Origin of the sequence: Amycolatopsis magusensis, assembly GCF_017875555.1 — a bacterium.
GTDB lineage: Bacteria > Actinomycetota > Actinomycetes > Mycobacteriales > Pseudonocardiaceae > Amycolatopsis > Amycolatopsis magusensis.
In genome coordinates this window covers 947,880-958,564 of the sequence record NZ_JAGGMS010000001.1, presented here as the reverse complement: position 1 = coordinate 958,564, position 10,685 = coordinate 947,880, and the positions used below count along the sequence as shown (strand labels likewise).

Here is a 10,685-nt window from a genome sequence, read left to right as displayed (position 1 = left end):
TCACTAGAGCATGGCCAGATACGTGCCCAGCGCCTCGTCCGCCCCGGCGATCCGGGCCTTGTGCGTGTCGAGCTGGTCGGCCGCCTGGGACAGTTGCGGCGGGATCCAGGGATCCGCCTGCGCCTGCGGGTCGACGATCGCGCGGCGCGCCTCGTTGAGCAATTCGGCCGCCCGATCGAGGTGCGCCACCGCGTCGGCCGCGGCCGCCCGTACCGACGTCAGCCGTTCGTGGAGTTCGGAGACCGACATCGGCGGGCTTAGAGCCGGGCCGAGTAGGAGTCGGCGGCGGAAATGGCGGCCTGGATGGTGCTCTGCGTACCGGTGATGCCCTGCAGTGCCTCGGCGAACATGCCGTGGGCCTGGCCGACCTCGGGCTGGGTGCTGCCCGAAGTCGCTTGCGCCAGCGTAAGCTGGGCTTCCTCGAGCGCTTGGGCGGCCTGCTGGAGAGCGGCGACGCTGGCCGACGCCTTCTCCTTGGAAAGCGCGATTCCTGCGCGGATCTCATCCACTCCAGGCATGGGGCTGCGGACTCCTCGACAAATCGTTGGTGCGTGGTCGTGCCCGGCCTCCGGTGGTGCCCGGCCGCGGCCCGGAACGGGCCGAGCCCCGGACGAGGTGCTGCCCGGGGCCGGTGATCGGCCCGAACACTAGTGGCCGCACGCCCGAACGCCGGACCGATCCCCCCGCAAGATCCATCTGGTGCCAGTATTAACGTCGGTGCCCTTCGCGCCCGGGTGGGACGCGGTGGGCGGCATGCGGCCGCGCGGGATCGTGGCCTCATCTACTGACTCCAACGAGTGGCAGCACTAGTTTCATTGCAGTATGCGGGCCTCGAGCGCGCCGGAGCATCAGGCGAACGGGTAGGACGCGGTAGAGCGCGCTCACGCACAGCGAAAACCCCGGGCAGATGGCCTACCCGGGGCTTCGCAGTTGGCGGAGGATACGGGATTCGAACCCGTGAGGGCTTTTACACCCAACACGATTTCCAATCGTGCGCCTTAGGCCGCTCGGCCAATCCTCCGCCGAGAAGGCTACAGGACCCCCGCTCCCGCCCGGATGCGGGGTCTGAGCTGGGCGAACACCTCGTCAGAAGGTCGGGCAGCCGACCAGGTCGCTGGTGGCGGCGTCGGTGCCGACGACACGCAGGTTTCCCCACAGGCCGGAGGTCACCGTGGTGCAGCTCAGCTGGTCCAGCGCGGTTTTCGGCAGGTCCGCCAGCGGGACCGGCAGGAACACGGTGAGCTGGTCGTTGTAGGCCACCTTCGACGACCTCGGGACGGCGGAGTCCAGGCCGCGGCGCCGTTCCTCGTCGTTGGGGCCGCTGACCACCGCCCGCAGGGTGCTTTCCGGACTGGCCACACCCGGGGTCGCACGGGTGATCGGGTAGATGCGCCCGTCGAGCAGGAAATAAAGGGTCATTTCGGTTTGGTTCCGCCCGGGGAACGCGGGCGCCGGACCAGCGGAAATCACCCCGTCGGTGGGTCGGACACCACAGGCGGTGAGTAGTAGGACCAGTACCAGCGGCAGGATTCGTTTCACCGCGCCACCTCCGTGAATCGGGGCAGGTGCAGGGTGAAGCGCGCGCCGCCTTCCGGCCGGTTTTCCGCGTAGATGCCCCCGCCGTGCATCCGGGCGTTCTCCAGCGCGATGGCGAGCCCGAGGCCGCTGCCGTCGGACCGCGCGCGGGCGCTGTCGGCCTTGTAGAACCGCTCGAACACGTGTGGGAGCACGGCCGGATCGATGCCGGGGCCGTGGTCGGACACCTCCACCAGCACCATCGCGGCGTCCGCGCGCAGCTTCACCTCGACCGGGGGACCGCCGTGCCGCAGCGCGTTGCCCACCAGGTTCGCCACGATCACGTCCAGCCGCCGCCGGTCCACCCTGGCGCCGATGCCTTCGGGCAGCTCGGTCACCAGATCGGGGCTGTCGCGCCAGCCGCGCGCGGCCAGGCTGTCGCCGATCGCGGTGGCCAGGTCCCAGTCGTCGAGCCGCAGGTCCGCGCGGTCGGTGTCGAAGCGGGAGATCTCGATCAGGTCCTGCACCAGCCGCGCGAGCTTGCGCGTCTCCTCCGAGACGAGGCGCGCGGCGACCGCGGTGTCCGGCGGCAGCTGGCCGGCGTCCTCGTCCAGCACGCCGGTCACCGCGCTCATCGCGGTCAGCGGGGTGCGCAGTTCATGGGACACGTCGGCGACGAACCGGCGGGCCGCGGCCTCCATCTGCCGCAGCTCACCGACGGTCCGGTCCAGCGCGACCGCGGTCTCGTTGAAGGTGTTGACCAGGTCGGCGAGCTCGTCGGAGCCGCGGGCCCGCAGGCGGGTGTCCAGTTTGCCCTCGGCCAGCCGCCGGGCGGCGACGTTGAGCTGGCGGACCGGCCGCAGCACCCCGCGGGCGGCGAGCAGCGCCAGTGCGGCGGCCAGCGGGAACACCAGCGCGACGGTCAGCCAGGCCCACTGCGCCAGTTCCTCGATGGCGCGCTGCTCGTCGGACAGCGACATCGACGCGTACACCTCGATGCCGGTCGGCCGGCTGGCGCCGGTGGCGTCGGGGGCCAGCACCGGCATGCCGACGTAGAACATCGGCACCTCGTCGACCAGCACCCGCTGGAACTCGATGTGGTCGTTGCCCTTGAGCGAATCCCGCAGTTCCCGGGGCACCGAGCTGAGCGGCAACCCGCGACCCGACGAGGCGCTGTCCTCGTAGGTGACCAGGGTCGACCCGGTGAGCGCGCCCGCGAGCTGTTCCAGGTCGGCCTGGCCCGGCGGCACGGACAACTGCGGCAGCGTCTCGGTGACCTGGCGCTTGATCTCGTTCATGAAGTCGTCCTGCGCGCTGCCGAGCATGGTGTTGCGGGCGGAGACGTAGCTCGCGCCGCTGGCCGCCGCCGCACCGAGCACGGTGGCCAGCGCGAACGCCGCCAGCAGGCGGGGCCGCAGCCCGGAGAGCCACTGCCACGGCCGGTTCCGGGTCATGGGCGGGCGAACCGGTACCCGAACCCGCGCACGGTTTCGACGTGGCGCGGGCTCGCCGGTACCCGCTCGATCTTCGCGCGCAGGCGCTGCACACAGGCGTCCACCAGCCGCGAGTCGCCCAGGTAGTCGTGCTCCCACACCGCTTCGAGGATCTGCTGGCGGCTGAGCACGCGGCCGGGGGTGCGGGAGAGTTCGAGCAGCAGCTTCAGCTCGGTCGGGGTCAGCGGCACCGGCTCACCGCGCAGGGTGACCACCAGGCCGGTGCGGTCGATCACCAGCTCACCGTACTGCTCGGTGTCGCTCTGCTGCTCGCTCACCGCCCGCCGGAGCACCGCGCGGATGCGGGCGTCGAGCACCCGGGGTTCGACCGGTTTGACCACGTAGTCGTCGGCCCCGGCTTCGAGCCCGGCCACCACGTCGAAGTCGTGGCTGCGCGCGGTGAGCATGATGATCGGCGTGTCGCCGTCGGCGCGGATGCGGCGGCAGGTCTCGAAGCCGTCGATACCGGGCAGCATCAGGTCGAGCACGACGATGTCCGGCCGGTGCTCGCGCAACCGGTCGAGCCCGTGCTCGCCGGATTCGGCGGCGTGCACGACGTGCCCCTGGCGGCGCAGGGCCAGCCCGAGGCCCTCGCGCACGGCGCGGTCGTCCTCCACCAGTAAGACCATGGCCACCCGGTCATTAAACCGACGGGCGCCCGTCCCCGCGATGTGCGCCTGCCTTTGTGGCAAAACCATGACATTACCCGGACGAGACCGCGAAACAGCGCGGCGACCATGGGATTCATGCAGGTCAGTCTGGTCCTTGAAAACTCCATCGGCCCGGCGTCCGCGTCCATGGACGAGGCACCCGCCCGCCCGGCGCGTCACGGACGGCGCAGCCGCCGGATCGCCACGACCCCACTCGCGGGCGCGTTCGGCTGCGTGCTCGCGTTCGCCTACACCTATTGGTTCTTCGTGCTGACCGAGAGCGGGCAGCGCGTGGAGAACAGCACGCTGCTCGCCGGTCGTCCGTCCACAACGGACTCCGTGGCCGGGCTGCTGCGCGACGTCGACTTCGTGCCGCTGCTCGGGGTGACCGCGGTGGTGCTGCCGCTGCTCGCGCTGGCCAGGCGCCGGTACGCGCTGGCCGGTGGCGCGCTGGTCACGCTGCTCGGGTCGCTGGCCGCGGCGCAGTTCCTCAAGCTCGCCGTGCTGCCGCGACCGCGGCTGGGCGACAGCGAGGGCGCGCCGGGGCACAACAGCTTCCCGAGCGGGCACGTGACCGCGGCGATCGCCGTGCTGCTGGCCACCATGCTGGTGCTGCCCCGTCGGTACCGGGTGTGGGCCGCCGTCCCGGGTGCGGTCGGCGTCGCCTGGGTGGCCGCGTCCACCGTGGTGCTCGGGTGGCACCGGCTCAGCGACACGCTCGGTGCGGTGTTCCTGGTCAGCGCCTTGTGCTGCCTGGCGATCGCCTTCCGCGGCACCCGGCGCCCGAGCTCCTTCCTGCCCACGGCCACCGTGCTGGTGGCGCCGGTGCTGGTCGCCGGTGCCGGGTACCTGGCGACCACCGTGGGTGCCGAAGGCGGCGGGGTGCTGGTGGTGGCCGTGGTGATGGCCGTGCTGTCCTCGGTCGTCATGGTGGGGCTGGTGACCTGGCTGATGCTCGGCGACCGGCACCGGGTCCAACGGCCCTAGTGGACCGCCCCGGTTCCCGGCACGGTGTCGACATGGGGGAAGCCGCGGCGGTGAGGACGGGTGGAACCGGGATGCTCGACTCGTTCGGCCAGGAGGTGCTCAACCGGGCCCAGTCGCTCGAGCTGCTGGGCACGGCCGGGCTCGGGCGGGTGGTGTTCACCGATCGCGGTATGCCCGCGGTGCAGCCGGTCCGGTTCGCCCTCGACGAGCACGCGGTCCGCTTCCACGTGCCGTCCACGAGCGTGCTGGCGGCCGCCGCCCGCGGGAACGTGCTGGCCTTCGAGGCGGATTCGCTGACCCCGGACCTGGGCGAAGGCTGGTGGGTCACCGTGCTGGGGCACGCCAACCCGCACGAGCTGACCGGCGGGGAGTGCGTGGTGCGGATTTCCCTCGAAGTGGTGGCGGGACGCCGGTTGCGAGTGGGCCAGTAACGAACAGGGTGCCGAAGTCGACCACTCTGGCGAAAGCTCCCCCTGCCGGACGGGACTGGTGCGCGCCCAGTGAACGACCACGGCGCCCAGCACATGCTGGACGCGGTCATCAGCATCGCCCACGGCGCGAGCGTGCCCGAGATCCTCGACCGGGTGGCCGGCGCCGCGTGCGAGCTGACCGGTGCGCCCGAAGGGGTGGTCCGGCGCACCGGTGCGGGCGCACCCGATGCCGCGGGCGAGCTGGTGGTGCCGATCGACGTCCGTGGTGAGCGCTTCGGCGAGGTCCGGCTCCGCGGCAAGGAATTCACCGAGGCCGACGCCGACCGCGTCCGCATGCTGCTCACCGCGGCCAGCGGGTCGATCGGCAACGCGGCGCTGTACGAGCAGGCCGAGCAACGCGAACGCTGGCTGCGTGCCTCGCACGACGTCACCTCCGCGCTGCTCGCCGGTGAGGATCCCGAGGCCACGCTGCGGCTGATCGCCGAACGCGCGCGGCTGGTGGCCGGTGCGACCGCGGGCGGTATCGCGCGGCCGGTCGACGAGACGGGTGCCGTGCTCTCGTTCGAGGTGGTCGAACCACCGGGGCCGGACGCCGACCGGCTGACCGGGCTGACCGTGCCCGCCGAGGGCACCGCCACCGGGATCGCGTTCACCAGCGGGGAACCGGTGGTGGTGCGCCGCTACGGCGACCACGTCACCGTGCAGCAGTCCGGGTCCGGGCGGGATCTGCCGCCGGTGATCGCCGACCTGGACTCGGCGGTGGCCGTGCCGTTGCGCGTCGGCGGCGAGTCGCTCGGTGTGCTGGTGGTGGCGAAGCTGCGCGACGAGGTGCCGTTCACCGACACCGAGGTCCGGCTCGCGCTGACCTTCGGCGCGCACGCCGCGGTGGCCATGGAGTTCGCCAGGGCCGAGCAGGACCGCCAGCGCCTCGCCGTGCTGGAGGACCGCGACCGCATCGCCCGCGACCTGCACGACCTGGTGATCCAGCGGTTGTTCGCGATCGCGCTCGGCCTGGAGTCGACCGGCCTGCTGCTCGACGAGCCGCGGGTGGCCGGGCAGCTGCGGCGGTTCGTCGACGACCTGGACGCCACCATCACCGAGGTCCGCAACAGCATCTTCGCCCTGCAACAGCCCGCGGAAGGCCTGCGGACGCGGATTTCGCAGGCCTGTGCCGAGGCGGAGGGCAGCCTCGGGTTCGCGCCGCGCGTCGGCTTCACCGGGGCGGTGGACGCCGCCGTGCCGCCCGCGGTGGAGGCCGATCTGTTCGCCACGTTGCGAGAGGCGTTGTCGAACGCGGCACGGCACAGCAAGGCGACGAAGGTGTCGGTGAACGTCGCGGTCGACGCGCAGGGCCGGGGCCTGCGGTTGACGGTGGTGGACAACGGCATCGGCATACCCGCGGCACCGGTCAGGCGCAGCGGGCTGGCGAACCTGACCGCGCGCGCCGAGCGGTGGCAGGGCAGTTGTGCGGTACGGGGCGGGCCCGATGGCGGGACGACCCTCGACTGGGTGATCCGGCTCCCGGAGGTCCGATGACGGTTTCGGTTTTTCTGCTGGACGACCACGAACTGGTCCGCACCGGCCTGCGCACGGTCCTGGAGGCACACGGCCTGGTGGTGTGCGGTGAGGCGTCGACCGCGGCCGAGGCGCTGATCCGGATCCCGGCGGCCCTGCCGGACGTGGCGATCCTCGACGTGCGCTTGCCCGACGGCGAGGGCATCTCGGTGTGCCGCGAGATCCGCGCCTCGATGGAACCACCACCCGCCTGCCTGATGCTCACCTCGTTCTCCGACGACGAGGCGTTGTTCGGCGCGATCATGGCCGGGGCGGCCGGGTACATGCTCAAACAGGTCTCGGGCGGCGACCTGGTCAACGCCGTCCGCACGGTCGCCTCGGGCGGCTCCCTGCTGGACGCGCACCTGACCGCGTCGGTGATGAGCCGCCTCCGCGGCGACGACGGCCCGGCCGACCCGGGGTACGCCCAGCTCAGCCCGCAGGAACGGCGGGTGCTGGACCTGATCGCGGCCGGCCTGACCAACCGCCAGATCGCCGGACGGCTCGGGCTCGCGGAGAAGACGATCAAGAACTACGTATCGTCGTTGCTGCACAAGCTCGGGTTCGAACGCCGGACGGAGGCCGCGGTGTATGCCACCAAGCGCAGGCGGTCCCACCCCTGACCGCGACACCTACCGCACGGTCGCCGCGGCCGGGGTGCACGAAATCGAGGTGCGCCGGTCGCGGTTCCTCTGCGCGCTCGCGCCCGTCGACTCGGCGGAGGCCGCACGCGAGGTGATCGCCGAGCGCCGTCGTGCGGAACCGGCGGCGCGTCACCACTGCCACGCGTTCGTGCTCGACCCGGACGGCCGCACCCAGCGCTCCAGCGACGACGGCGAACCGGCGGGTACCGCGGGCACGCCGATGCTCGAGGTGCTGCGGCGGCGCGGGCTGACCGGGACCGTCGCCGTGGTGAGCCGTCACTTCGGCGGGGTGCTGCTCGGCGCGGGCGGGTTGATCCGCGCATACGGCCAGGCGGTCGCCGACGCGCTCGACGTCGTCGGCACGGTCGAGTACCGGCGGCTGAACCTGCTGCGCGTGAGCGTGGACTACGGCCGCGCGGGCCGGGTCGAGGGCGAGCTGCATTCGTCGAAGTACCGGGTCACCAGCACTTCCTACGACGACGCCGCCCGGTTCGAGGTCGGCGTGCGCCCGGACCAGGTGGCCGATTTCCGTGCCTGGCTGGCGGATCTGACCGGCGGCAGCGCGGCGGTCGAGGCCGGCGGCGAGGACTGGGTCCGCGGGAAAGTCTGAGATTTCCGCGGTATCCGGTGTATCTGGCGGCCGCCGCCGCGCCTCCTTGATTCCGTGGTGCTCGCGGTAGGGCCGTTGGACCCGGACCGGAATGGGGCATGGGGCCCTGGCCGGTCCGCCGCGGACATTGAATGCTGGGAGCGATCCTCGGCTAGCAGGGGAGAGCGCCGATGAGAAAAGTGATCCAGGTCGAAGACATACCCATGTACCTGCGCACGCTCGCCGTGCTCGCGGTACTGCTCACCGCTTCGGTGCACGCGCCGTCTGGCTGGCGCTCCACCGGGGGACCCGTGGCGGTTGTGGTCGTTCCGGCCCAGTCGACGGGGGTGCTCGGCGAGCAGAGCGGGCCGGACGCCGAGCGGACCGGCAACCCGCTGGGCCGCTCCGTCGCGCACTGACCACCGAGGCTGGCTTAATGCGGCACAACGCCCCGGGAACTCCATCGGTCGCCGACCGGGTGCTGGACGTGCTCGACGCGTTCAGCGCGGAGCGCCCCGAACTGACCCTGTCCGAGCTGAGCAGGCGTACCGGCCTGCCCCTGTCCACCACCCACCGCATCGTCGGCGGGCTGGTCCGGCGTGGTGCGCTGGAGCGCGCCGACTCCGGGCGATACCGGGTCGGCCTGTGGTTGTGGGAGGTGGCTTCGCTGGCACCGCACGGCCTCGGCCTGCGCGACACCGCGATGCCCTTCCTGGAGGACCTGCACGAGGCCACCCGGCAGAACGTGCAACTGGCCGTGCTAGACGCACCCGACGTGGTGTACCTGGAACGGCTTTCCGGGCACACGCCGGTGCCGTCACGGGCGGGCGGGCGGCTGCCGGCGCACGCCACCGGTGTCGGGCTGGCGCTGCTTGCGCACGCCCCGGCCAACGTGGCCGAGCGGGTGCTCGCGCGGCCGATGAAGCGGTTCACCGACAAGACGATCGCGTCGCCGGAGCGGCTGCGGCGGGTACTCGCCGACGTCCGCCGCGAGGGCATCGCGATCAGCGACGGCCAGATCGAACTGGTGGGGCTTTCCGTCGCGGCTCCCGTGTTCGGCGCCGAGGACACCGCGGTCGCGGCGATCTCGGTGGCGGTCCCGGCGACCGGGACCGATCCGCGCACGCTGGTGCCGGCGGTGCGAGCGGCGGCCCGGGGGATCTCCCGCACCCTGGGCGCGCCGCGCGCCAAACGGATGGGGCTGGCGGTCGGGGGCCGGGGCTGAGCTGGTCAACCCAGGGTTGACGATGCGCATTCGTCAACTTATGGTTGACGCATGGAGAACCCCGTCAAGCTCGACACGATGATCGAGCTCATCAAGAACCAGCACCCCGGCGCCGACCCGTTGCGGCACCTGTCCGAAGCGGTGCTCGCCGCCGATCACCTGGGGGAGGTGGCCGACCACCTGATCGGCCACTTCGTCGACCAGGCGCGGCGCTCCGGCGCGTCCTGGACCGACATCGGGCGCAGCATGGGCGTGAGCAAGCAGGCCGTGCAGAAACGGTTCGTGCCCAAGGAAAGCGACGGGCAGTCGCTGGCCGAGGTGATGCAGTCGTTCGCCCGCTACACCGATCGTGCGCGGCAGGCCGTGGTCGGCTCGCAGCAGGTCGCGCTCGCCGCCGGGAACGCCCGCATCGAACCGGAACACCTGCTGGTCGCGTTGCTCGGCGATCCGGCGAACCTGGCCACGAAAACCGTGGTGGCACTGGGAGCTTCGCCGGACGAGCTGCGCGCGCAGCTGGTCGCCTCGTTCGAGCCCGCCGCGGAAACCGTGCCGGAGCAAGCCACGATCAGCGCGCGTGGGCGCAAACTCTTCGAACTGACCTCGCGGGAAGCCCTGCGGCTCGGGCACAACTACGTCGGTGCGGAGCACTTCCTGTTGAGCCTGCTGGAACTCGGTGAAGGCCGCGCGGTGGAAGTGCTCACCGAAGCGGGCATCACCAAGGAGAAGGTGGAAGCCGAGATCAGTCGGGTGCTGGCACAGATTCTGGCTCAGCGGCCCGCTTCCGGTACCTGAGGTCGACCAGCCAGGCGTAGAAGACCGAAGGTGCCGCGATGAGCACCGCGTCACCCCAGGTCGCGGTCACCGTGCTCTGGTCGGGAATCGGGGCCCCGCCCGCCAGCACCATGGTGGCGATGTTGTTCACCGCGTGCAGCCCGATCGCCGCCTCCAGGCCGCCGGTGCGCACGGTGAGCCAGCACAGGATCAACGCGAACACGAACAACTCGGCGATGATCGGCGGCGAGGTGTAGCCGTGCGTCGCCACGAAGGCCGCCGAGCTGAGCACCGCGCCCGGCCACGGCGTGCGCATCCAGGCGCCGAAAGCCTGGAGCAGCCAGCCGCGGAAGACGTACTCCTCGGCCGCCGCCTGGAACGGCACCAGCAGCAGGGTGAGCGCCACGATCGACAGGTAGGTGGGCAGGCCGGGCCAGCCGCTGCCGTCCCAGCCCGCGCCCAGCAGCAGGTCGACCACGGCCGCCGCGGCGAAGGCGGCCACCGCCCAGCCCGCGCACTCGGCCAGCCACCGCCACCGCAGCCGACCGTCCACACTGGACACCGTGCCCGCCGGTCGGCGCTCGCCGAACCGGGCGGCGGCGAAGGCGGCGGGCAGGGTGACCGCGAGCGCGCCGAAGCTGAGCACCATTTCCCAGCGTTGGTCGGTGCTCGTGACCAGGGCGTCCGCGAGTGCGGTGAACACGGCGAGGCAGGCGAAGGCGACCGCGACGAGCACCGCCGCGCCGAGCAGCGGCCGCCACCAGCGGTAGGCGGGGCCGCGGGTCTGGAGGTGGTAACTCACCCGGGGCAACTTACCCGCTAGTGG

14 protein-coding genes and 1 tRNA gene are annotated in these 10,685 nt (G+C 72.0%); 8 read left to right on the top strand and 7 right to left on the bottom strand.

All coding sequences use genetic code 11. The features are described from left to right. Positions 1 to 3 precede the first annotated feature (3 nt). The 6 genes from JOM49_RS04575 to JOM49_RS04550 form a co-directional block, all read right to left on the bottom strand. Positions 4 to 249, bottom strand: coding sequence for a hypothetical protein (locus JOM49_RS04575; RefSeq protein ID WP_209663105.1), 246 nt, complete (start codon positions 247 to 249; stop codon positions 4 to 6). Between the two features lie 8 nt (positions 250 to 257). Beyond that, positions 258 to 518 carry a hypothetical protein gene (locus JOM49_RS04570; protein WP_209663104.1) on the bottom strand — a complete coding sequence of 87 codons (261 nt, stop codon included), beginning with the start codon at positions 516 to 518 and terminating at the stop codon, positions 258 to 260. Between the two features lie 413 nt (positions 519 to 931). After that, positions 932 to 1,021, bottom strand: a tRNA-Ser gene (locus JOM49_RS04565). 65 nt (positions 1,022 to 1,086) lie between these two features. Then, complete coding sequence (locus JOM49_RS04560; protein WP_209663103.1) at positions 1,087 to 1,419, bottom strand: hypothetical protein; 333 nt, start codon at positions 1,417 to 1,419, stop codon at positions 1,087 to 1,089. Positions 1,420 to 1,535: 116 nt separating this feature from the next. Further along, the gene (locus JOM49_RS04555; protein WP_209663102.1) at positions 1,536 to 2,969 is read right to left on the bottom strand and encodes an ATP-binding protein; all 1,434 of its coding nucleotides are present in this window, start codon (positions 2,967 to 2,969) and stop codon (positions 1,536 to 1,538) included. Next, a complete protein-coding gene (locus tag JOM49_RS04550) occupies positions 2,966 to 3,643 on the bottom strand; it encodes a response regulator (RefSeq protein ID WP_209663101.1) in 678 nt (225 codons plus the stop codon). Before JOM49_RS04550 ends, JOM49_RS04555 begins: the two co-directional genes overlap by 4 nt. A 111-nt stretch (positions 3,644 to 3,754) precedes the next feature. Here JOM49_RS04550 and JOM49_RS04545 point away from each other — a divergent pair, with 111 nt between their 5' ends. The 8 genes from JOM49_RS04545 to JOM49_RS04510 all read left to right on the top strand — a co-directional run bounded on the left by JOM49_RS04545 (position 3,755) and on the right by JOM49_RS04510 (position 9,880). Then, a complete protein-coding gene (locus JOM49_RS04545; RefSeq protein ID WP_209663100.1) occupies positions 3,755 to 4,645 on the top strand; it encodes a phosphatase PAP2 family protein in 891 nt (296 codons plus the stop codon). Positions 4,646 to 4,677: 32 nt separating this feature from the next. Then, positions 4,678 to 5,076 carry a pyridoxamine 5'-phosphate oxidase family protein gene (locus JOM49_RS04540; protein ID WP_245369230.1) on the top strand — a complete coding sequence of 133 codons (399 nt, stop codon included), beginning with the start codon at positions 4,678 to 4,680 and terminating at the stop codon, positions 5,074 to 5,076. Positions 5,077 to 5,145: 69 nt separating this feature from the next. Beyond that, positions 5,146 to 6,612 carry a GAF domain-containing sensor histidine kinase gene (locus tag JOM49_RS04535; protein WP_308158648.1) on the top strand — a complete coding sequence of 489 codons (1,467 nt, stop codon included), beginning with the start codon at positions 5,146 to 5,148 and terminating at the stop codon, positions 6,610 to 6,612. Beyond that, a complete protein-coding gene (locus tag JOM49_RS04530) occupies positions 6,609 to 7,253 on the top strand; it encodes a response regulator (protein WP_209663099.1) in 645 nt (214 codons plus the stop codon). The genes JOM49_RS04535 and JOM49_RS04530 overlap by 4 nt, the downstream gene beginning before the upstream one ends. Further along, complete coding sequence (locus JOM49_RS04525) at positions 7,222 to 7,884, top strand: YigZ family protein (RefSeq protein WP_209663098.1); 663 nt, start codon at positions 7,222 to 7,224, stop codon at positions 7,882 to 7,884. Before JOM49_RS04530 ends, JOM49_RS04525 begins: the two co-directional genes overlap by 32 nt. Positions 7,885 to 8,054: 170 nt before the next feature. Beyond that, entirely contained in the window at positions 8,055 to 8,282 is a 228-nt protein-coding gene (locus JOM49_RS04520; protein ID WP_209663097.1) for a hypothetical protein, read from the top strand. A gap of 17 nt (positions 8,283 to 8,299) precedes the next feature. After that, positions 8,300 to 9,088 carry an IclR family transcriptional regulator gene (locus tag JOM49_RS04515; RefSeq protein WP_209663096.1) on the top strand — a complete coding sequence of 263 codons (789 nt, stop codon included), beginning with the start codon at positions 8,300 to 8,302 and terminating at the stop codon, positions 9,086 to 9,088. Between the two features lie 51 nt (positions 9,089 to 9,139). After that, a complete protein-coding gene (locus tag JOM49_RS04510; protein WP_209663095.1) occupies positions 9,140 to 9,880 on the top strand; it encodes a Clp protease N-terminal domain-containing protein in 741 nt (246 codons plus the stop codon). On the opposite strand, the gene JOM49_RS04505 is transcribed toward JOM49_RS04510, so the two are convergent. Next, entirely contained in the window at positions 9,828 to 10,661 is an 834-nt protein-coding gene (locus JOM49_RS04505; RefSeq protein WP_209663094.1) for a CPBP family intramembrane glutamic endopeptidase, read from the bottom strand. The two genes, JOM49_RS04510 and JOM49_RS04505, sit on opposite strands and share 53 nt — an antisense overlap. Between the last annotated feature and the right edge of the window lie 24 nt (positions 10,662 to 10,685).